This window comes from Nocardia sp. NPDC057353 (assembly GCF_042667085.1).
Taxonomy (GTDB): Bacteria; Actinomycetota; Actinomycetes; order Mycobacteriales; family Mycobacteriaceae; genus Nocardia.
In genome coordinates this window covers 1-20,273 of sequence record NZ_JBHVAK010000041.1, presented here as the reverse complement: position 1 = coordinate 20,273, position 20,273 = coordinate 1, and the positions used below count along the sequence as shown (strand labels likewise).

General features: G+C 72.4%; 17 protein-coding genes. 4 read left to right on the top strand and 13 right to left on the bottom strand.

All coding sequences use genetic code 11. The annotated features are described in order from the left end of the window. Position 1: 1 nt before the first annotated feature. From ACFUUZ_RS20980 to ACFUUZ_RS20970, 3 genes are all read right to left on the bottom strand, one after another. Positions 2-1,741 (bottom strand): amidohydrolase family protein, encoded by a 1,740-nt coding sequence (locus tag ACFUUZ_RS20980; protein ID WP_378698699.1) that lies wholly within the window; start codon positions 1,739-1,741, stop codon positions 2-4. A gap of 10 nt (positions 1,742-1,751) precedes the next feature. Then, positions 1,752-3,386 carry a class I adenylate-forming enzyme family protein gene (locus ACFUUZ_RS20975; protein WP_378698642.1) on the bottom strand — a complete coding sequence of 545 codons (1,635 nt, stop codon included), beginning with the start codon at positions 3,384-3,386 and terminating at the stop codon, positions 1,752-1,754. A gap of 79 nt (positions 3,387-3,465) precedes the next feature. Next, a complete protein-coding gene (locus ACFUUZ_RS20970) occupies positions 3,466-4,503 on the bottom strand; it encodes an NAD(P)-dependent alcohol dehydrogenase (protein ID WP_378698697.1) in 1,038 nt (345 codons plus the stop codon). Between the two features lie 122 nt (positions 4,504-4,625). Here ACFUUZ_RS20970 and ACFUUZ_RS20965 point away from each other — a divergent pair, with 122 nt between their 5' ends. Beyond that, on the top strand, positions 4,626-5,240 hold the full coding sequence (locus ACFUUZ_RS20965; protein WP_378698640.1) for a TetR/AcrR family transcriptional regulator: 615 nt from the start codon (positions 4,626-4,628) through the stop codon (positions 5,238-5,240). Here the strand turns inward: ACFUUZ_RS20965 and ACFUUZ_RS20960 are convergent, their stop codons facing one another. From ACFUUZ_RS20960 to ACFUUZ_RS20930, 7 genes are all read right to left on the bottom strand, one after another. Beyond that, positions 5,241-5,696 (bottom strand): VOC family protein, encoded by a 456-nt coding sequence (locus ACFUUZ_RS20960; RefSeq protein ID WP_378698638.1) that lies wholly within the window; start codon positions 5,694-5,696, stop codon positions 5,241-5,243. 93 nt (positions 5,697-5,789) lie between these two features. Then, positions 5,790-6,491, bottom strand: a complete 702-nt coding sequence (locus ACFUUZ_RS20955; RefSeq protein WP_378698636.1) for a sirohydrochlorin chelatase — start codon at positions 6,489-6,491, stop codon at positions 5,790-5,792. Beyond that, positions 6,488-7,738: a uroporphyrinogen-III synthase gene (locus tag ACFUUZ_RS20950; protein ID WP_378698634.1), complete on the bottom strand. Its 1,251-nt coding sequence runs from the start codon at positions 7,736-7,738 to the stop codon at positions 6,488-6,490. The genes ACFUUZ_RS20955 and ACFUUZ_RS20950 overlap by 4 nt, the downstream gene beginning before the upstream one ends. 10 nt (positions 7,739-7,748) lie before the next feature. Then, positions 7,749-8,144, bottom strand: coding sequence for a nitrite reductase small subunit NirD (gene nirD, locus ACFUUZ_RS20945; protein WP_378698632.1), 396 nt, complete (start codon positions 8,142-8,144; stop codon positions 7,749-7,751). 65 nt (positions 8,145-8,209) lie between these two features. Beyond that, positions 8,210-10,741: a nitrite reductase large subunit NirB gene (nirB, locus tag ACFUUZ_RS20940; RefSeq protein ID WP_378698630.1), complete on the bottom strand. Its 2,532-nt coding sequence runs from the start codon at positions 10,739-10,741 to the stop codon at positions 8,210-8,212. Positions 10,742-10,772: 31 nt separating this feature from the next. After that, positions 10,773-12,209, bottom strand: coding sequence for a nitrate/nitrite transporter (locus tag ACFUUZ_RS20935; protein WP_378698628.1), 1,437 nt, complete (start codon positions 12,207-12,209; stop codon positions 10,773-10,775). A 244-nt stretch (positions 12,210-12,453) separates the two neighbouring features. Next, positions 12,454-13,707, bottom strand: a complete 1,254-nt coding sequence (locus ACFUUZ_RS20930; RefSeq protein ID WP_378698625.1) for an MFS transporter — start codon at positions 13,705-13,707, stop codon at positions 12,454-12,456. 65 nt (positions 13,708-13,772) lie between these two features. Here ACFUUZ_RS20930 and ACFUUZ_RS20925 point away from each other — a divergent pair, with 65 nt between their 5' ends. Both ACFUUZ_RS20925 and ACFUUZ_RS20920 read left to right on the top strand, forming a co-directional pair. After that, positions 13,773-14,444 carry a FadR/GntR family transcriptional regulator gene (locus ACFUUZ_RS20925; protein WP_378698623.1) on the top strand — a complete coding sequence of 224 codons (672 nt, stop codon included), beginning with the start codon at positions 13,773-13,775 and terminating at the stop codon, positions 14,442-14,444. 132 nt (positions 14,445-14,576) lie between these two features. Beyond that, complete coding sequence (locus ACFUUZ_RS20920; protein ID WP_378698621.1) at positions 14,577-16,052, top strand: MFS transporter; 1,476 nt, start codon at positions 14,577-14,579, stop codon at positions 16,050-16,052. 52 nt (positions 16,053-16,104) lie between these two features. Here ACFUUZ_RS20920 and ACFUUZ_RS20915 read toward each other — a convergent pair whose 3' ends face one another. From ACFUUZ_RS20915 to ACFUUZ_RS20905, 3 genes are all read right to left on the bottom strand, one after another. After that, positions 16,105-16,956: a TIGR02569 family protein gene (locus ACFUUZ_RS20915; RefSeq protein WP_378698619.1), complete on the bottom strand. Its 852-nt coding sequence runs from the start codon at positions 16,954-16,956 to the stop codon at positions 16,105-16,107. 103 nt (positions 16,957-17,059) lie between these two features. Continuing rightward, positions 17,060-18,241 (bottom strand): adenylyltransferase/sulfurtransferase MoeZ, encoded by a 1,182-nt coding sequence (gene moeZ / locus ACFUUZ_RS20910; protein WP_378698617.1) that lies wholly within the window; start codon positions 18,239-18,241, stop codon positions 17,060-17,062. Between the two features lie 99 nt (positions 18,242-18,340). Beyond that, complete coding sequence (locus tag ACFUUZ_RS20905; protein ID WP_378698615.1) at positions 18,341-19,375, bottom strand: DUF3152 domain-containing protein; 1,035 nt, start codon at positions 19,373-19,375, stop codon at positions 18,341-18,343. A gap of 169 nt (positions 19,376-19,544) precedes the next feature. On the opposite strand from ACFUUZ_RS20905, the gene ACFUUZ_RS20900 reads away from it, so the two are divergent. Continuing rightward, positions 19,545-20,237 (top strand): TetR/AcrR family transcriptional regulator, encoded by a 693-nt coding sequence (locus ACFUUZ_RS20900; protein WP_378698613.1) that lies wholly within the window; start codon positions 19,545-19,547, stop codon positions 20,235-20,237. Positions 20,238-20,273 lie beyond the last annotated feature (36 nt).

Below are 20,273 nucleotides of genomic sequence, written 5' to 3'. Positions count from 1 at the left end.
ATCAGCGGCTCTCGGCGCGCAGGAACCTCCCGGTGCGGACGGTGCCGAGGCGCTCGGCGGCAGCGCCGTCCCCGAAGACGAACTCACCGTTGACCAGGACGGCGTCGATGGCCCGGTCGTTGCGGTTGACCATGCGGGAGAGCCCGTCGTAAGCGGGGATGGCGGCTTCGGCGTAGTCGTCCAGGGACGAATCCAGCCCGGCCGGGTCGAGGACGACGAGGTCGGCGCGGTCGCCGAGGCGGAGATGACCGGCGTCGAGCCCGTACCAGTCGGCGAGCTCGCCGGTGAGGCGGTGGACCGCGTGCTCGATGGTCATGAACGGCTTGCGGGCCTGGTGGACGCGGCGGAGGAAGCGGAGGCCGAAGTTGTAGAAGGCCATGTTGCGCAGGTGGGCCCCGGCGTCGGAGAAGCCGAGCTGGACGCCGGGGTCGACGGCGATCCGGTTCAGCACGTCTTCGCGGTGGTTGGAGATGGTGGTGCGCCAGCGCAGTTTGCGGCCGTGCTCGACCACGAGGTCGAGGTAGGCGTCGACCGGGTGCAGGCCGCCGCGGTCGACGCCGACCTGGCCGAAGGTCTTGCCGATCACCGCGGAGTCGGGGCAGTCCACGATCTCGGCGTCGAAGAAGTCGCGGTGCCAGACGCGCGGCCCGAACTTGCTGTCGTAGTCGGCCCGAAAGCGGCGGCGGTACTCCGCGTCCTGGAGCATGCTGCGCTGCTCCTCGATCCGGTCGGCGAGGTGCAGTGCGGCGGCGCCGGAGCCGAACTCCTCGAAGATCACCAGGTCGATGCCGTCGGCGTAGACCTCGAAGGGCACGGGAAGGTGCTGGAAGCGGAGGTTGCCGCCCAACCCGTTGAAGAGCCGGGCGAGCAGCGGGAAGACGCGGATGATGAACGGGATGGCCTTCAGGTCCGCGGCGGCGAGCAGGCTGACCGGCATCGGTTTGCGGAAGAGGCCGACGGTGCTGGCGGCCATGGTGACCAGGCTGTGTGGGCGGGCTACGTCCGGCCCGCCCTGGAGTGCGCGGCCGTAGCGGCGGAGCACGGAGTTCAGCCGGTGGCGTTCGCGGCTGCGGGCGTAGGTCGACGGCAGGGTGCGGGAGCGGCAGGTATCGCCGTCGAGCTTGTCGAATTCGAGCTGCTGCGAGGACATGCCGACGAACCCGGCCTCCAGCGCGGCGACCAGCCGGCGCTCCATCTCGCCGAGTTCGGTGGCAGAGGGGCGGAAGGAACGGTCGGTGGCGCGGTCGAGGCCGAGTACGTCCGCCCTGATGTCGGAGTGGCCGATGAAGGCGGCGATGTTCGGGCCGAGCGGGAGTGCGTCCAGGTAGGCGGCGTACTCGCCGGCGTCGCGCCACACCTGGTGCTTCTCGACGCCGTCGACGACGTGCTTGCGCGGGATCGCCTCGACGCGGGCGAAGAGGTCGGCGGCGGTGGTGGCGTCGACGTGCACGGTGGAGAGCGAGCAGGAGCCGAGCAGCACGGTGGTGACGCCGTGCCGCACCGACTCGGCGAGCGCGGGCTGCTGCAGCACCTCGATGTCGTAGTGGGTGTGCACGTCGAGCATGCCGGGCAGCACCCAGCGGCCCTCGGCGTCGATCACCCGCGGGCAGCCGGTCTCGTCCAGCGGGACGGTGGAGACGGTGGCGACCCGGCCGTCCACGATGCCGAGGTGCCGGACGGCGGAGGGCGCGCCGGTGCCGTCGAACCAGCGGCCGCCCTTGACGATGGTGTCGTACACGATGGTCTCCTCTCTACAGCGATAGGTCGCGCCGGACGACTTTCCCGGTCGCGTTGCGCGGCAGTGCTTCCGGGGTCAGCCGCCAGTGCGCGGGGATCTTGAAGTAGGCGAGCCGGGCCGCGGCGAACTCGCGCAGTTCGTCCTCGGTCACCGGCGAGGTGGTCACCACCAGCGCCGCCACCGCCTGGCCGAGGTCCGGGTCCGCGACGCCGAAGACCGCGGACTCGGCGACCGCGGGGTGCTCGTCCAGGACGTTCTCGATCTCGGTCGGGTAGACGTTCTCGCCGCCGCGCAGGATGAGGTCGCTGCGCCGACCCACGAGGTAGAGCCGCCCGTCCCGGAGCAGGCCGAAGTCGCCGGTGCGCAGCCAGCGCTCGCCGTCGAGCGCGGCGGCGGTGGCCGGCGGGTCGTTCCAGTAGCCGAGCATGACATACGGGCTGCGCACGCAGATCTCGCCCTCGGTGCCCTCGGGCAGGTCGTTGCCCTCGGGGTCGCGGATGGCGACGCTGACGCCGATGATCGGGCCGCCCACCGTCTCCGGGAAGGCCGCCAGCTCGGGCGGCGTGGCCAGGGTGGCGGCGGTGCCCGCCTCGGTGAGGCCGTAGCTGGTGGCCAGCTGCACCGGCAGCGCCTCCCGCAGCCGCTGGTGCAGCGCGGGCGAGGAGGGGGCGGTGTTCAGCGAGAAGGCGCTGAGCGAGCTCAGGTCGTACTCGGCGAGGTCCTGCTCCAGCAGCCGGATGGCCATGGTCGGGACCGCGCCCCAGTGCGTGACCCGCTCGCGTTCGATGAGCCGCAGTACCCGACTCGCGTCGAACTTGCTCTCCGGGAAGATGACCGCGGCGCCGGTCGCGATCCGCGGTACCACCAGGTTGTGCAGGCTCGCGATGTGGAAGAGCGGCGAGCTGAGCAGCCAACGCTTGGCGCTCGGCCGGTCGGGGTCGAAGGCGACCCCGGCGAAGGTGTCAGCCATGGCCTCGGTGAAGCGGTGGTACTCGGTGACGGCGAGCAGGTTGCGGTGCGTGTGCACCACGCCCTTGGGCCTGCCGCTGGTGCCGCTGGTGTAGAGGATGACGGCCGGATCGTCCTCGGCCACCTCGGTCTCCGGGGTGTTGCCCGCGAACTCGGTGAACAGCGCGGGGAGGTCGTCTTCGACGGTGAGCACGGGGATGTCGGTGCCGGTGATCTTCTCGGCGCGCGCGGCGTCGGCGATCACCACCGTCGGGGTGGAGTGGCCGAGCGCGTAGTCGATCTCGCGCGGCGCCCACCAGGCGTTGTACCCGACCGCGATGGCGCCGAGGCTCTGCGCGGCCCAGAAGGCGATGACCCACTCCGGGGAGTTGGCGGCCAGGATGGCGACCCGGTCGCCCTTGCCGACGCCGTAGCGCGCCGCCAGCCCGGCGGCCAGCGCGCCCGCGGCGTCGGCGTGCTCGGTGTAGGTCCAGCGCCGCTCGGCGGTGACCAGGTAGTCGCGGTCGCCCCAGGCCCTGGAGTCGGTGAGCGCGATGCCGAGTGAGCGGCGGCGATTCACGAATACGGGAAGCTCGGTGCCGAGCACCGGCTCGACGGTGAGCGCGAACGGGCCGCCGGGGCCGGCGAGCTGCGCCGCCACCTGCGCGGCGAGCTGCCGCGGATCTGCCGCCATCGTCATCGGGACACTCTCCTGCCTCAGGGAATCAGTACCGCGCGGCCGCGGATCTGCCGCCTTGGTCATCGGGACACCCACCGCCTCAGGGGACCAGCACCGCGCGGCCGCGGATTTCACCGCGCGCCAGCCGATCGAACGCGGTGCGGCCGTCGGCCAGCTCGAACCGCTCCACCGCCACCGAGAGCCGCCCGGCCCGCGCCAGCGCGACCGAGTCGATGAGGTCGGATTTGGTGCCGCCGTACGACTTGCGCACCGAGGCACCCCACGGCCAGCCGGGCCCGCCGGACGGCCCCGCGGTGAGCTCCGGCGCGCCGCCGCCGAGCCCGACCATGCGGTAGGCGCCGTTCGGCGCGACCGCCTGCACCGCGAGCGCGGCGGTGGCGTCGGTGCCGACGAAGTCGAAGACCGCCTCGGCGCCGCGGCCGTCGGTCAGCGCCAGGATCTCGGCGGCGGTCTCGGGGCCGCCGATCAGCCCGACGTCGGCGCCGCACTCGGCGGCCAGCTCCAGCTTGTCCCGGCCGACATCCACCGCGATCACCCGCACCGCGTCGACGGTCTTCAGGATCTGCACCGCGACGTGCCCGAGCCCGCCGATCCCGATGGTCACCGCGGTGGCGCCCGGGTACAGCTGCTCGCGGGCGCCGCGGATGGCGTGGTACGAGGTGAGCGCGGCGTCGGCGAGCGGCGCGGCGTCGGCGAAGTCGAGGTCGCCGATCGGCACGAACGAACTCGCCGGAACCTTGATGTACTCGGCCATCCCGCCGTCCGGGCCGAGCCCGGGGCAGGGCGGCATGGCGGTGCGGCCCGCGGCACGGCAGACGTTCTCGTTGCCGCTCACACACTCCCGGCAGACCCCGCAGGACCAGCACAGGTAGATCAGGCCGCGCTCACCCTCGGCGATGCCGGTGACCGCGCTGCCGACGGCCGCGACCGTGCCCGCGACCTCGTGGCCGAGGGTCAGCGGGTCGGGCAGCGGGAACTCGAGCTCCAGCACGTAGAGGTCGGAGTGGCAGATGCCGACCGCGCCCACCCGGACCAGCAGCTCGGTGGGGCCCGGCTCCGGGATCGGCACCTCGCGCAACTCCAGGGTGCCCGGCCCGGTGAGCTGCAGCGCCCGCATCGTCGAGGTATCGCCCACCACACGCTCCTGTCCGCGCCGGGCCCGACGTGACCTGGCACACAGGACGCTAGCAGTCGCTGGACACCGGGTCCAGTGAACGACGGAATGTCTATGATCGGACGATGCCCGCCTCCACCGAACCGCGGCGCACCCTGCGCGACGAGCAGAAGTTACGCACCAGGGAGCGCATCCTGGAGGCGGCGGGCGCGCTCTTCGTGCAGCGCGGCTACGGCGCCGTGCGGGTGGACGACGTGGCGGCCGCCGTCGGGTGCAGCCGCGCCACCTTCTACCTGCACTTCACCGGCAAGATGGAGGTGCTGCGCGAACTCGGCGAGCGCACCGCGCTACCGAACGCGCTGGCCTTCTGCGAGGACCTGGACCGGGTGCTGGAGACCGGCTCGCGCGCCGAGTTCGAGGACTGGATGCGCCGCGCCATCGACTGGTTCGAGCAGCACCGCGACCTGCTCTCCGCCTGGGACGAGGCGACGGCGCTCGAGCCGGAGTTCCGCGACCTCATGCGGGCCGGTTTCGCCGCGCTCCCCGAGTCCATGACGGCCTACCTGGCGCGCTGGCCCGCCGAGCGCCGCGACGAGGCCAGGCTGCGGGTGGAGATGCTGGTCGCGCAGCTGGAGCGGTTCTTCACCCGGTGGGCGCTGCTCGGCACCATCGACGTCACCGCGGACCGGGCGGCCGCGGTGCTCGCCGACATCTGGTTCCCGGCGCTGCAGACGCCCTGATCAGCCCTGGTCGTGCGCGGCGCGCAGGGCGGCGATATCGATCTTCGACATGGTGCGCAGCGCGGTGGCGACCGCACCGGCGCGGGCCGGGTCGGGCGAGCCCATGAGCTGCGGCAGCTCGTCCGGGACGACCTGCCAGGAGAGCCCGAAGCGGTCGGTGAGCCAGCCGCACGGACCGGGGGTGCCGCCGTCCGCGGTGAGCGCTGCCCAGAGCCGGTCGACCTCGGCCTGGCCGTGCACCGTGAGCTGCAGTGAGGCGGCGTCGGAGAGCGGGTGGCCCGGCCCGCCGTTCATCAGCGTGACGGCGTGGCCGTCGAGGTCGAGGGCGACGATGAAGGCGCGGCCGTCCGGGCCGGGGGTGGTGTCGACGATCGTCGAGTTCGGGATGGCGGCGGTGTAGAGCGCGGCGGCCTCGTCGGCGCCGGACTCGAGCCAGAGGAAGGTGGTGACGGTCATGGTGTCGCTCCTCGATCGTGAGTTGCTGTCACCCTTCAGTCGTAGCTGGTCTCCGGTTCTCGACACATCCGGCAGATCTTTTTCGCGGCCCGGTCAGCGGGCGTGGGCCAGCTCCCTGACCCCCGCGTGGTAGCGGGAGAGCAGCAGCCGGACGACGGCCGGGTGCACGCCGATGGGCTCGGCGACGGCATCCGCGCCCGCCTCGTGCAGCCGCTGGTGGAACAGCCCGTGCGCCAGCAGGTAGGAGGCGATGACGACCCGCTCGGCGCCCGCGGCGCGCAGCTCGGCGACGACCTCGGGCACCCGGGGCGTCCCGGTGGCGACGTAGGCGATCCGCACCGGAACCCGCAGCTGCTCGGCGAGCAGCCCGGCCGCCCGCCGCACGTCGGAGCGGGCCCTGGCATCCGACGACCCCGCCGCGGCCAGTACCACCGCGTCCCCGCGCCGCCACCCGGCCGCGCGCAGCCGCAGCACCATCACCCTGGCCAGCGCGGCGTCCGGGCCCATGGCGGGCGTCACGGTGACGGCACCGTGCCCGCTCTCCGCCACCTCGCGCGGCACGTCCTGGTAGACGTGGTACCCCGAGGCCAGGAAGGCCGGGACCAGCACCGCGGCCTCGGCCTCCAGGTCGCGCAGCACCTCGGCGGGCGAGGGGCCGAGCACGTCGACGAAGGCGGTGCGCACCCGCGGCGCCCCCGGCTCGGCGGCGACCGCCTCGGCCAGCGCCGCGATCATCTGCACTCCCCTGGTGCTGCGCGTGCCGTGCGCCACCAGCACCAGCGCGGGGGCGCTCACCGGGCCCCCACCGCGCGCCTGCCGGGCAGCTGCCTGCCGCCGCGGAACGGCGTGACCGTACTCGCGCCGCCCCCCGGCGTCACCGCGGGCGGCGGCGGGTTGTTGTCGATGCACTCGGCGGCGTCCAGCGCGAGCCGGTAGCCGCGCTTGACCACGGTCTGGATCGCCTTGGGGGTGCCGAGACCGGCGCGCAGCCTGGCGATGGCGGTCTCCACCGCGTGCGTGTCGTCGCCGCCGCCCGGCAGCGCGGCCAGCAGATCTTCCCTGGAGACCACCCGCCCCGGCTGCCTGGCCAGCGAGCGCATGAGCGCCATCGGCGCGGGCGCCAGCTGGCGCACCTCGCCGTCGACGACGACGCAGGCGCCGCGCACGCTGATGTGGTGCCCGGCGGCGTGGATCCGGTTCGCCCTGCGCGGGAGCTCCTCGGCGACGTGCCTGGCCAGCGCGCCGAGCCGGGCCCGCGCGGGCTGGGTGGTCGGCACGCCGAGCTCCTCCAGCGGGGCCGCGGTGATCGGCCCGACGCAGGCGGCGAGCACCCGGCCGCGCAGCGCGTAGAGCAACCCGTCCAGCAGCCCGGACTCCTTGGCGCGCATGAGCATCGAGGCCACCGCGGGCGCGCTGGTGAAGGTCACGCAGTCGATGCTGCCGGTGACGATCGACTCGATCAGGGTGTCCATCGGGCCGTTGTCGTCCGGCGGCACCCAGCGGTACACGGGGACCGGCACCACGTCGGCGCCCGCGCAGCGCAGCACCTCGCAGAAGTCGGGGACCGGCTCCCACTCGGTGGTGGCGCCGTGCAGCTGCACCGCGATCCGCACCCCCTCCACGCCCTCGGCGAGCAGGTGGTCCAGCACCTCGGCGGAGGACTCCGAGGCGGGCGACCACTCCTCGCGCAGCTCGGCGGCGCGGATGGCGCCCTTGGCCTTGGGGCCGCGGGCCAGCATGCGCCCGCCCGCGAAGGTCTCGCGCAGCTCCTCGGCGATCCCCCAGCCCTCGGCCGCCTCCATCCAGCCGCGGAAGCCGATGCCGGTGGTGGCGACGGTGATCTGCGGCGGCTCGGCCATGAGCTGCCTGGAGACCCGCTCGAGCTCGGTGTCGTCGGCGAGCGGGATGATCCGGATGGCGGGCGCGGAGACGATGCCCGCGCCGCGCCGGACGAGCAGGGTCGCGAATTCCTCGGCGCGGCGCGCGGCCGTGATGCCGATGGTGAAGCCGGCGAGCGCGGCGGTCTGGTCGGGCTGTGTCATGGGCGTGGCCTCACCCGTCCGCTGCGGTGTCACCGACCGGCTTGTTCGAGATCGACACCAGCCCGTCCTCGACCCGCACCGCGTAGACCGGCAGCGCCGCCGATTCGTCGTCCAGGCAGCGCCCGTCGATCAGCGAGAAGGCCTGCTTGAGCAGCGGCGACGCCACGACGGGGACGCCGCCGCGGTCGCCGACGATGCCGCGCGACATCACCGCGGCGCGGCCGAACGGGTCGATATTGCCGACGGCGTAGAGCACGCCGCCGGGGAGCAGGAACAGCGCGGCCTGGCGACCGCCGCGCAGCAGGACCGCGACGCCGCGGCCGGGGGTCAGGTAGTCGAGGCGGCAGGCCTGTGTCCACCCGGTGGTCGTGGCCGGCGCGTAGCCGGGGGTATCGATAACGGTCATCGCTCTTCTCCTCGCCGAAGCCCTACCTATTGGTACCGGCGTCCTGTTTCCTCGCGGTTAAACGGTCATTTCCCGGCGGTAGCGGTCACCGCGGGCATGCCGAGCAGAACCGGCACCTTGCGCTCGCCGCTGTCGTCGAAGGAGATGGTCGGATCGGACTCCTCCGGCGCGTTCACGAACGAGACGAACCGGGAGAGCTTCTCCGGATCATCCAGCACCGCGGCCCATTCGTCGCGGTAGCCGTCCACGTGCTTGGCCATGGCCAGCTCCAGCTCGTCGGCGATGCCCAGGCTGTCCTCGCAGACCACCGAGCGCACGTAGTCGATGCCGCCCTCGAGTGATTCCTGCCACGGCGCGGTGCGCTGCAGCCGGTCCGCGGTGCGGATGTAGAACATGAGGTAGCGGTCGATGTAGCTGATCAGCGTGGCGTCGTCCAGGTCGCCCGCGAGCAGCACCGCGTGCTTGGGGGTGAGGCCGCCGTTGCCGCCGACGTAGAGGTTCCAGCCGTTCTCGGTGGCGATCACCCCGACGTCCTTGCCGCGCGCCTCGGCGCACTCCCGCGCGCAGCCGGAGACGGCCAGCTTGAGCTTGTGCGGCGAGCGCAGCCCGCGGTACCGCTTCTCCAGCAGCACCGCCATGCCGACCGAGTCCTGCTGGCCGTACCGGCACCAGGTGGAGCCGACGCAGCTCTTCACGGTGCGCAGCGACTTGCCGTAGGCGTGCCCGGACTCCATGCCCGCGTCCACCAGCCGCTGCCAGATCAGCGGCAGCTGCTCCACCCTGGCGCCGAAGAGGTCGATCCGCTGCCCGCCGGTGACCTTGACGTACAGGTCGAACTCCTTCGCCACCTCGCCGATGGTGATGAGCTGCTCGGCGGTGACCTCGCCGCCCGGCATGCGCGGCACCACCGAGTAGGTGCCGTTCTTCTGCAGGTTGGCCAGGAAGTGGTCGTTGGTGTCCTGCAGCGCGGCCTGCTCGCCGTCCAGGATGTGCTCGCTGGAGGTGGAGGCCAGGATGGAGGCGACCGTCGGCTTGCAGATGTCGCAGCCGGAGCCCTTGCCGTGCTTGGCGATCAGCGCGGAGAAGGTGCGGATCCCGGTCACCTGGACGATCTGGAAGAGCTCGGCGCGGGACTGCTCGAAGTGCTCGCAGAGCGCCTTGGACATGGCGACGCCGGACTGTTCCAGCAGCTTCTTGAGCATCGGCACGCAGCCGCCGCAGGAGCTGCCCGCGGAGGTGCAGCTCTTGATCGCGGGGATGTCGCAGGCGCCGTCGGCGATGGCGCCGCAGATGGCGCCCTTGGAGATGTTGTTGCAGGAGCAGATCTGCGCGTCGTCCGGCAGCGCGTCGGCGCCCAGCTCGGCGCCTGCCGGGGAGATCAGCGCGGCGGGCTCGGCGGGCAGCGGCCGCCCGACCAGCGGGCGCAGCGCCGCGTACTGCGAGGCGTCGCCGACCAGGATGCCGCCGAGCAGGGTCTGCGCGTCGTCGGAGACGACCAGCTTGGCGTAGGTGCCCTTGGCGGCGTCGTGCAGCACCACCGACAGCGCGCCCTCGGTGCTCCCGTGCGCGTCGCCGAAGCTGGCGACGTCGACGCCGAGCAGCTTGAGCTTGGTGGAGAGGTCGGCGCCGGGGAACTCGCCGCCGCCGCCGAGCAGCCGGTCGGCCACGATCTCCGCGGTGGTGTAGCCGGGGGCGACCAGGCCGTAGCAGACGCCCTCGACCGCGGCGCACTCGCCGATCGCCCAGATGTTCGGGTCCGAGGTCTGCAGCCCGAGGTCGGTGACGATGCCGCCGCGCGGCCCGACCTCGAGCCCGGCGTCGCGGGCGATCTGGTCGCGCGGGCGGACACCGGCCGAGAAGACCAGCAGCCCGGCGTCGATCACGCTCTCGTCGCTCAGGGTGACCCGGAGCCGGTCGGCCGGGCCCGCGCCGACTGCCTCGATGGACGCGGTGCCGACGCCGGTGTGCACCTGCAGCCCGAGGTCGGTGACGAGCCGCTCCAGCACCGCGCCGCCGCCCTCGTCGACCTGCGCGGGCATCAGCCGCGGGTTGTACTCGACGACGTGCGGGGTGAGGCCGAGCATGCGCAGCGCGTTCGCCGCCTCCAGCCCGAGCAGCCCGCCGCCGACCACGACGCCGTGCGCGCCGGGCCCGGCGGCCTCGGCCGCGGCCCGGATGCCGTCCAGGTCGTCCAGGGTGCGGTAGACGAAGCACTCGGCGTTGTCGTGGCCGGGCACCGGCGGCACGAACGGGTACGAGCCGGTGGCGAGCACCAGCGCGTCGTAGGCGAGCACGTCGCCGGTCGTCGTGGTGACGGTCTTCGCGGCCCGGTCGATGGCCGCGCCGCCCTGGCCGAGCCGCAGCTCCACCAGGTCGTCGCCCGCGTACTCGTTGCCGGGCAGCGCCAGCGCGGCGGTGTCCCAGCTGCCGATGTAGGAGGAGAGCCCCACCCGGTCGTAGGCGGGCAGCGCCTCCTCGCTGAGCACGACCACCCGCCAGGTGCCCTCGGTGTCCCTGGCGCGCAGAGCCTCGACGAAGCGGTGGCCGACCATGCCGTGACCGACGACCACGGCGGTGCGAATTGCTGTGGATGTCATGGGGAAGTTCCTTCGGGGTGTCGGGTGCGGGTCAGCGGGCGCGGACGGCGTCGGCCTCGGCTTCGAGGACCAGCGCCTCCGCTTCGACGACGATGTCGGTGGCTGCGGTGGCCGGGCGGCGGACGAACACCAGCCAGGTGAGCGCGACACAGGCGACGTAGAAGCCGGTGAAGACCCAGAAGGCGGTGGTGGCGGAGCTGGTGGAGGCGTAGGAGGAGCGCAGCACCAGGTTGATCCCGACCCCGCCGAGCGCGCCGATCGCGCCGACGAAGCCGATCAGCGCGCCGGAGGTGTTCTGCGACCACGCCGCCCGCTCGGCCTCGGGCAGCCCGAGCGCGCGGGACTCCTCCTCGAAGACCGACGGGATGAGCTTGGTGACCGAGCCGTTGCCCAGCCCGGAGAGCACGAAGAGCGCGATGAAGCCTGCGACCAGCAGCGTCATGGTGCCGCCGGTGGGGACGCCGCCGTTGCCGTCACCGGCGGTGCTCGCCGCCGCCACCAGCACGGCCGCCGCGGTCATCAGCACGAAGACCACCGCGGTCACCCGGCCGCCGCCGATCCGGTCGGCGAGCTTGCCGCCGTAGGGCCTGGCCAGCGAGCCGAGCAGCGGGCCGAGGAAGGCGATCGAGGCGGCGTGCAGCGTGGCCTGCGCGGCGGTGTCGCCACCGGCCCGGAAGCTGAGCTGCAGCACCTGCCCGAAGGCGAAGCCGTAGCCGATGAACGAGCCGAAGGTGCCGATGTAGAGGAACGCGACGGCCCAGGAGCGGCGCACCTTGAGCGCGGTGAGCATGTAGCCGAGGTCGGCCTTCTGGTTCGCCAGGTTGTCCATGTAGAGCGCGGCGCCGACGCCCGCCAGCGCGATCAGCACCAGGTAGACCGCGCAGATCACCGAGGCGTACTCGTTGCCGAGCGTCGCGATCACGGCCAGCCCGACCAGCTGGATCACCGGGACGCCGATATTGCCGCCGCCCGCGTTCAGCCCGAGCGCCCAGCCCTTGAGCCGCTGCGGGTAGAAGGCGTTGATGTTGGTCATGGAGGAGGCGAAGTTGCCGCCGCCGAGCCCGGCGAAGGCCGCCACCACCAGGAAGGTGGTGTACGAGGTGCCGGGCTGGTTGACGAAGTACAGCGTCAGCAGCGTGGGGATCAGCAGCATGACGGCGCTGAAGACCGTCCAGTTGCGGCCGCCGAAGCGGGCGGTGGCGACGGTGTACGGGATGCGCAGCAGCGCACCGACCAGCGTCGGCACCGCGACCAGGAAGAACTTCCCGGCCGGGTCGATGCCGAACTGCTCGGCGGGCATGAACAGCACCATGACCGACCAGATCGACCAGACCGAGAACCCGACGTGCTCGGCGAAGACCGACCAGATCAGGTTGCGCCTGGCGATGTCCTTGCCGCCTGCCTCCCAGGCCGCGACGTCCTCGGCATCCCAGTCGGTGATGGTGCGCTTGCGCGTCGACGTGCTCAACGGGGCCTCCCTGTCTTGCGGATGGCCCAACGGTAGGGAACGGGTATTGCCGGAATGCTGCGCGAAATGACCGCCGGATCAACGGTTGCTCACCTGCCGCGCGGAGCGCGGGTGAGACCCGGAGCTTTGTTTCGGGCATGTGACACAACGGTTCTCGTCGCGTCACGAAGAGCCGAAACCGCAGGTAATCGCCGGTGAGGTGTGACCTACAGCATGAACCGGGCGCGCGCCGGGCGCAACCGGATCACCAGCTGTCCTCGAGCATGCGCGGCTTGCAGGCCTGCCACGCGCCGAGCAGCATGACCACGACCACCACCGAGAGCAGCCCGAACCCGGCGGCCCAGCCCCCGGTCGCGGTGTGCAGCACGCCGAAGAGCAGCGGGCCCGCGCAGGCCACCGCGTACCCGACGCCCTGCGCGAAGCCGGAGAGCGCCGCCGAGCCCGCCTGGGTGCGGGTGCGCAGGTTGATCAGGGTGAGCGCCATCGGGAAGGTGCTCGGGCCGAGGCCGAGGATCACCACCCACAGCACCGGGGCCGCCATCGGCGCGAAGTAGAGCCCGGCGAAGGCCACCCAGAAGCACACCGCGCAGCCGAGGACGATCGGGAACGGGTTCGCGAAGCGCGCGACCACCACCGGCGAGCCGAGCGCGGCGACCAGCCCGAGCAGCGCGAAGAGCGCGACCATGGTGCCGCCGAAGGCGGCGTCGGCGCCCGCGTCGGCGAGCACGGCGGGCAGCCAGGCGAAGATGGCGTAGGTGGAGAGCGAGGTCATGCCGAACATGACCGCCATGCCCCAGGCCACCGGCGAGCGCCAGACCCGGCCCCGCGCGGTGCCCGCGGCGGGCAGCGCGGTCTCGTCGACCCGGTCCCGGCCGCGCCGCACGCGCAGCACCGCGAGCCACGGCACCGCCGCCGCGAAGCCCGCCAGCGCCCAGACCCCGATGGAGACCCGCCAGCCCTGCGCCTCGGCCAGCGGCACCGCCGTCAGCGCGGGCAGCACCGTCCCGAGCTGCACCATGGTGATGTAGAGCGCGCTGAGCACCGCGACCCGGTCCGGGAAGTACCGCTTGACCAGCGGCGGGATCACCACGTTGCCGACGCCCATGCCCGCGAGCGCGAGCGCGGAGAAGACCAGCAGCGCGCCGGTGCCGGAGACGGTGGCGCGGATCAGCATGCCCGCGCCCGCGGCCAGCATGGCCAGCAGCGCGGTGCGCTCCAGCCCGAGCGGGCGCACCAGCAGCGGCGCCAGCACCCCGGAGAGCGCGAAGGCCGCGGTGGGGATCATGCCGAAGACGCCGACCACGGCGGTGCCGTAGCCGATGTCGGCGCCGATCCGCTCGGCCAGCGGGCTGAACGCGGTGACCGCGACCCGCAGGGTGAAGGCGGACATCACGATCGCGGCGAATACCAGCAGGCGACCCTCCAGCAACGCGCGGCGACGCGCCGCAGGCTGCGTCGACGTGGATTCGGTCGCCGATGGATCGAGGGTGGCAGTCACCCGGAAATCATAGGATGACCCGATGATGTGCGGCAACCCGGTGTGAGCAGCGGTACCCTGTCGCTGTGCAACCCGTCCGGCGCACCAGCCTCATCGCCCAGGTGACCGAACAGCTGCGAGCCGAAATACGCTCCGGCCGTTGGGCCATCGGCGCGCGCATCCCCACCGAGCCCGAGCTCACCGAGCTCACCGGCACCGGCCGCAACACCGTCCGCGAGGCGGTGCAGGCGCTGGTGCACGCCGGCATGCTGGAGCGCAGGCAGGGCTCGGGCACCTACGTCATCGCCGCCTCCGAGGTCGGCGGGACGCTCGGCAAGTTCTTCGCCGACGCCGAGGAGCGCGACGTCCTGGAGCTGCGGATGGCGCTGGACACCACCGCCGCCGGGCTGGCCGCCCGGCGCCGCGACGACACCGACATCGAGAACCTGCTGCGGCTGCTCGCGGTGCGCAACGAGCAGAATTGGGACCACTACGACGCGGACTCGGTCGCCGCCGACGTCGAGCTGCACCGCGCCATCGTCGTCGCCAGCCACAACGCGGTCTACCTGGAGTTCTACGATTCGCTGCTGCCGACCATCGAGCGGGTGATCGCGGCGCGCGCGGTGAAGCAGCCCGCCGCGTACCAGGAGGAGCACACCGACCTGGTGCAGGCGGTGATCGCGGGCGACCAGGAGCGGGCCGAGCGGGCCGCGCACTGCTTCCTCGGCTCGCTCATCGCCGAGTACCCGGATCACTGAGGTAACCGAAGGGTCACCATCCGGCCGGTGCCGGTGTGAGCGGGATTTGCCGCCGGTGTCACCGGGGGCCACGGGGACGCAACAACGGTTTCCTACCTTTTTCTGGACCGAGGTGTCGAGGGAAGGAATCCGATGACAGCGGTGGCCGAATCCGGTACGCAGACAGAACAGTTCACCCATCAGAAGCGCGGCCGCTGGCTGGAGCGCTGGGAGCCGGACGACACCCGGTTCTGGGAGTCCGGCGGCAAGCGCACGGCGCGGAAGAACCTGGCCTTCTCGGTCTTCGCGGAGAACCTCGGCTTCAGCGTCTGGGTGATCTGGGGCACCGTGGTGACCAGCATGGGCGCCGCGGGCTTCCCCTTCCTGGCCGGGCTCGGCCAGGGCGACCCCACCGCGGTGAGCAACGCGCTGCTGCTCACCTCGACCCCGACCCTGGTCGGCGCGGCGCTGCGGATTCCCTACACCTTCGCCATCCCGCGCTTCGGCGGCCGCGCCTTCACCGCGTTCAGCGCGGCCATGCTGCTCATCCCGACGCTCGGGCTCGCCTGGTTCGTCAACCAGCCGGGCACCCCCATGTGGGTGTTCCTGGTGCTGGCCGCGCTGGCGGGCTTCGGCGGCGGCAACTTCTCCTCGTCGATGGCGAACATCTCGTTCTTCTTCCCCGAGGGCAAGAAGGGCGCCGCGCTCGGCATCAACGCCGCGGGCGGCAACCTCGGCGTCGCGCAGACCCAGCTGGTGCTGCCGCTGCTCATCACCCTCGGCACCCACCTGACCGCCAAGGACCCGGCCGGGTACCGCTTCGGCATCACGCTCTCGGTGCTGGTCTGGGTGCCGTTCATCCTGGTCGCGACCTTCGGCGCGCTGCGCTACATGGACAGCATCGCCACCGCCAAGTCGGACGGCCGCTCCTACAAGCTGGCGCTCACCAACCAGCACACCTGGGTGATGTCGTTCCTGTACATCGGCACCTTCGGCTCCTTCATCGGCTTCTCCTTCGCCTTCCCCACCCTGATCAAGGCCAACTTCCCGGACCTGGCGAAGATCGGCTGGATCACCACGCTCGGCAACCTGGCCTTCCTCGGCGCGCTGGTCGGCTCGTTCAGCAGGCCGTTCGGCGGCTGGATCTCGGACCGGGTCGGCGGGGCGCGGATGACCGTCGCGGTGTTCGGCGGGATGGCGGTCGCGGTGGCGCTGATCATGGCGTCGCTGGAGATGAAGAGCTTCCCGCTCTACCTGATCTCGTTCCTGCTGCTCTTCGTGCTCACCGGGATCGGCAACGGCTCCACCTACCGGATGATCCCGTCGATCTTCAGCGCCGAGGCCACCCGGCGGGCGGACGCGCACGGCATGGGCGCCGCGGAGGCGGCGGCATCGGCCCGGCGGCAGGCGGGCGCGGCGATCGGCGTCATCGGCGCGGTCGGCGCCTCCGGCGGGTACCTGCTGCAGCAGGCGCTCCGGCTCTCCAACATCAACTTCGGCAGCATGGCGCCCGCCTTCTGGGCCTATGCGGGCGCCTTCCTGGTGATGGCGGGCGTGACCTGGTGGTTCTACCTGCGGTCCTCGTTCGCGGTGCAGCGGGCGCCCTCGCTGGCCTACGCCAACGTCTGACCCACGCCCGACGAAACGGCGCGCCGGAGCCCCCGGCGCGCCGTTCGCGCGTTCAGACCATGAGCCGGACCATGTCGGCGGTGCGGGCGAGCCCGGGGAACGCCTCCGCGCTGGAGCGCGGGTGCAGCGCGTGCACCGCGAGCCGGAAGATCACCGCGCGCAGCAGCATCTGCGGCCACTCCGGCAGCTCGCACCAGCGGTCGAGCAGGCCGTCGTCGGCGCCGCCCCAGGAGAGCGCGTCCACCACGACCACGCCGGCGGCCCAGGCGGCGGGGCGCCAGTACGGGGTGATGTCGGTGAGGCCGGGCGTGCTGAGGCCGTTGAAGAGCACGGTGCCGAAGAGGTCGCCGTGCACCAGCTGCGCGGGGGTGCGCACCGGGCGGCGCAGCGTCGCCAGCTGGCCCAGCATCTCCATGCTGTGCACGCCGTCCGGCGAGGTGGGCGGGGGCGCGCCCGCGACGCGCAGGCTGCGCAGCGGGATGGCCTCCCAGGCCGAGCGGTCGGCGGCGACGAAGACGTCGACCTCCTGCCAGGGCGCGACCGGCGGCTGCGCCAGGAAGCGCGGCCGCTCCAGCGCGGCGGTGGCGCTGTGCAGCCGCAGCGAGACCGAGACGACCTCGTCGTGCCGCGGCTCGGGGACGCCGTCCAGGTAGTAGTCGGCGCGCCAGCCGGAGACCACGTAGCGGCCGTCGGTGGCGCGGACCGGGCGGGCCAGCCGCAGCCCGTCCACCGCCAGCGTCTCCCTGACCCGGGCCGACCACGCCGCCCGCGCGTGGTCGGCCACCGGGCTGAGGACCACGTCGTCCAGCAGCCAGCCGCCGTCCCAGTCGCCCAGCGACACCGGGGCCACCGACTGCAGACCGAAGGTGGCTCGCACGTGATCAGGAGGTTCCTCTGAGGTCACGGCGGTACGGTAACCCCGGTCCAGTACCCTCGACGGACGCCGCGCCGCAGCGTGCAACCGCTGTAGCACATCCGTAGCATCCGCCGCGGGAGGCGGCCCGCGGTCAGTACACGGGCAGGCTCTTGTCCACCTGGTTGGCCCAGGCGATCACGCCGCCCTGCAGGTGCGTCGCGTCCGCGAAGCCCGCCTGCTTGAGCGCGGCCAGCGCCTCCGCGGAGCGGATCCCGGTCTTGCAGTGCAGCACGATCGGGCGGTTCTGCGGCAGCTCGGCGAGCGCCTCGCCGGAGAGGATGCGGTCCTTGGGGATGAGCGTCGCGCCGTCGATGTGCACGATGTCCCACTCCACCGGCTCGCGCACGTCGATCAGCTCGACCTTGTCCTCCGCCAGCAGCGCCTCCAGCTCGCGCGCGGTGATGGTCGAGCCCGCGGCGGCCGCCTGCCCCTCGTCGGAGACGACGCCGCAGAAGGCGTCGTAGTCGATCAGCTCGGTGATCGGCTTGCGCTCCGGGTCGCGGCGCAGCTTGATGGTGCGGTAGTTCATGTCCAGTGCGTCGTAGACCATGAGCCGCCCGAGCAGCGGCTCGCCGATCCCGGTGAGCAGCTTGATCGCCTCAGTCACCATGACCGAGCCGATGGAGGCGCAGAGCACGCCGAGCACGCCGCCCTCGGCGCAGGAGGGGACCATGCCCGGCGGCGGGGCCTCCGGGTAGAGGTCGCGGTAGTTGATGCCGCGGCCGTCAGGGGCGTCCTCCCAGAAGACCGAGACCTGGCCCTCGAAGCGGTAGATCGAGCCCCAGACGTAGGGCTTGCCCGCCAGCACCGCGGCGTCGTTGACCAGGTAGCGGGTGGCGAAGTTGTCGGTGCCGTCCACGATCAGGTCGTACTCGCCGAACAGCTCGACGGCGTTCTCCGGCTCCAGCCGGATCTTGTGCAGCCGCACGTCGATCCCGGAGTTGATCTCCAGGATGGAGTCGCGCGCGCTGTCCGCCTTGGGCCGCCCGATGTCGGACTCGCCGTGGATGACCTGGCGCTGCAGGTTGGAGGCGTCCACCTCGTCGAACTCGACGATGCCGAGCGTGCCAACGCCTGCCGCGGCCAGGTAGAGCAGCGCCGGGGAGCCGAGCCCGCCCGCGCCGATCACCAGGACCTTGGCGTTCTTCAGCCGCTTCTGCCCGTCCACCCCCAGGTCGGGGATGATCAGGTGGCGGCTGTAGCGGGCGACCTCGTCCCTGGTGAGCTCGGCGGCCGGTTCGACCAGTGGCGGCAGCGACTTCGGTGATGACACGTCAAGGGCTCCTCGCGTCGATGGCCGGTGAATTTCTCCGTGCAACGCCGGTGACCGGCCGGTTCTTCCCGGCCATCGTCGCGCACCTGGCGAGCGCGCTCACCCGCGGGGGTACGGCCACGGATTGAAGCGGCAGCGCTTCCCGTCCATGGGGACGACCCCGCTGGGGTCGAGCGTGGCGATGGCGTTGTTGTCGGTGCCGAAGGTCTGCTGCATCATCACCGGCGCCAGCCCGCCGTCCGCCTCGCACGGCTGGTGCTGGTGGTAACCGATGGCGTGGCCGATCTCGTGGTTCACCAGGTACTGCCGGTAGGAGCCGATATCGCCCTCGAAGGCGGGTGCCCCGCGCACCCAGCGCGCCTCGGAGAGCACCACCTGCTCGGAGTCGGCGTTGTAGCAGGACGAATCGATGGGGATCTCGAAACCGCAGGCCTTCCTGGTGCTCGCCCGCGTGCTCAGCGCCACCCGGAAGTCCGCGTCGCCCTGGTCCACCCGGCGGAAGCCGAAGCGCGAATCGTGGCTCCAGCTCTTCGGGTTGGCGAGCGTGGAGTCGACCATCTTGGCGACCGCGGCGTCCCCACCGTAGGCCGCGGTGTCCACCCCGTCCTCCACCTCGACGGTGTAGCGGAAGACGTACTGCGTGCCATGGCCGACCTGCTCGGTGCCGCCCGGGACGACGCGCCAGGTTCCCGCGCCCACCTCGGTGAACGGCCCGCCGTCCGGCAGCGCGCCGGTCGGCAGGTCGGCCGGGAACTTCCCGTCGCCGGGCGGCGCGCCGATGATGCCGACGTCGTCCGCGCGCGGGCTCAGCGTGCCGAAGCCGGGCACCCCGCCCGCCACCACCGCGGGCGGCCCGCCGCCGCGCACCGCGTCCACCCCGACCAGCACCGTCACCGCCAGCAGCACCGGCAGCGCGTAGGCGCGCCAGCCGTAGGTGGCGAGGAACCGCCGGACCGGCCCGCGCCGCGGCTCCGGCTCCGCCGCGAACGGGCTCTCGGCGGCCGGATTCCAGCTCGCGTAGAGCGGCTGGTGGGAGCGATCCGGGGGGCTGTACAGCGCGGGTGGAGCCCCACCCGCCGCGACGGGAAGGCGGTCGAGCTCGGCGCCGGACGGTGGTTCCGGTCGGTCGGTCACGGGAGACAGACTCTCACAGCAACCACTCCTCCTCGAATCGCCGCATGCCGCAGCGGTGTTCAGCCGGTATTCCCGGGCGGGCACGAGCGGCGGCGGGCAATTGGTATCGTGCTTGGGATACCCGGTGCAAACCCCCATTCTTGCCGGGGCGTCGACTGGGAGAGCCGAAATGACTGACCTCGTGGATCGGATGGCGCGCAACTCGTCGCCCGATCCCCTGCCCGCGGGCAACCGCGGCGCGACCGCGACCAAACGTGGCACCCGGCTGCCGCGCGACGAGCGCAGGCAGCAGCTACTCCAGGCCGCCAGCGAGGTCTTCGTGCTCCGCGGCTACCACGCCTCGGGGATGGACGAGATCTCGCAGTGCGCCGGAGTGAGCAAGCCGGTGCTGTACCAGCACTTCACCAGCAAGCTCGAGCTGTACGTCGCCGTGCTGCAGAACTACGTCGACATGCTGGTCTCCAGCGTGCGCCAGGCGCTGCGCTCGACCACCGACAACCGGCAGCGCGTGCGCGCCGCGGTGCAGGCGTACTACGACTTCGTCGACAACGAGCAGCAGGGCTTCCGGCTGGTCTTCGAGTCCGACCTGACCAGCGAGCCGCAGGTGCAGCGCCGGGTCGAGCAGGCCACCGAGGCCTGCGTCGACGCCGTCTTCGACGTGGTGGCGCACGACTCCGGGCTCGACCCGTACCGGGCCCGCATCCTCGCGGTCGGGCTGGTCGGCGCCAGCCAGTTCACCGCGCGGTACTGGCTGGAGGCGGACCGCCCGATCCCCAAGGAGGAGGCGGTGGACACCACCGTCGCGCTGGCCTGGGGCGGGCTCTCGCACATCCCGCTGCAGCACCCGCTCGAGCGGCCCTGATCCGACGGCGAGGGCCCCGCACCGATCTTGGTGCTG

What these genes read in the sequence shown, in the direction of transcription:
- nirB (WP_378698630.1), bottom strand. Translation starts at nt 10,741, where the DNA reads ATGACATCCACAGCAATTCGCACCGCCGTGGTCGTCGGTCACGGCATG.
- ACFUUZ_RS20960 (WP_378698638.1), bottom strand. Translation starts at nt 5,696, where the DNA reads ATGACCGTCACCACCTTCCTCTGGCTCGAGTCCGGCGCCGACGAGGCC.
- ACFUUZ_RS20975 (WP_378698642.1), bottom strand. Translation starts at nt 3,386, where the DNA reads ATGACGATGGCGGCAGATCCGCGGCAGCTCGCCGCGCAGGTGGCGGCG.
- ACFUUZ_RS20950 (WP_378698634.1), bottom strand. Translation starts at nt 7,738, where the DNA reads ATGACACAGCCCGACCAGACCGCCGCGCTCGCCGGCTTCACCATCGGC.
- ACFUUZ_RS20900 (WP_378698613.1), top strand. Translation starts at nt 19,545, where the DNA reads ATGACTGACCTCGTGGATCGGATGGCGCGCAACTCGTCGCCCGATCCC.
- ACFUUZ_RS20970 (WP_378698697.1), bottom strand. Translation starts at nt 4,503, where the DNA reads ATGCGGGCGCTGCAGCTCACCGGGCCGGGCACCCTGGAGTTGCGCGAG.
- nirD (WP_378698632.1), bottom strand. Translation starts at nt 8,144, where the DNA reads ATGACCGTTATCGATACCCCCGGCTACGCGCCGGCCACGACCACCGGG.
- ACFUUZ_RS20965 (WP_378698640.1), top strand. Translation starts at nt 4,626, where the DNA reads ATGCCCGCCTCCACCGAACCGCGGCGCACCCTGCGCGACGAGCAGAAG.
- ACFUUZ_RS20920 (WP_378698621.1), top strand. Translation starts at nt 14,577, where the DNA reads ATGACAGCGGTGGCCGAATCCGGTACGCAGACAGAACAGTTCACCCAT.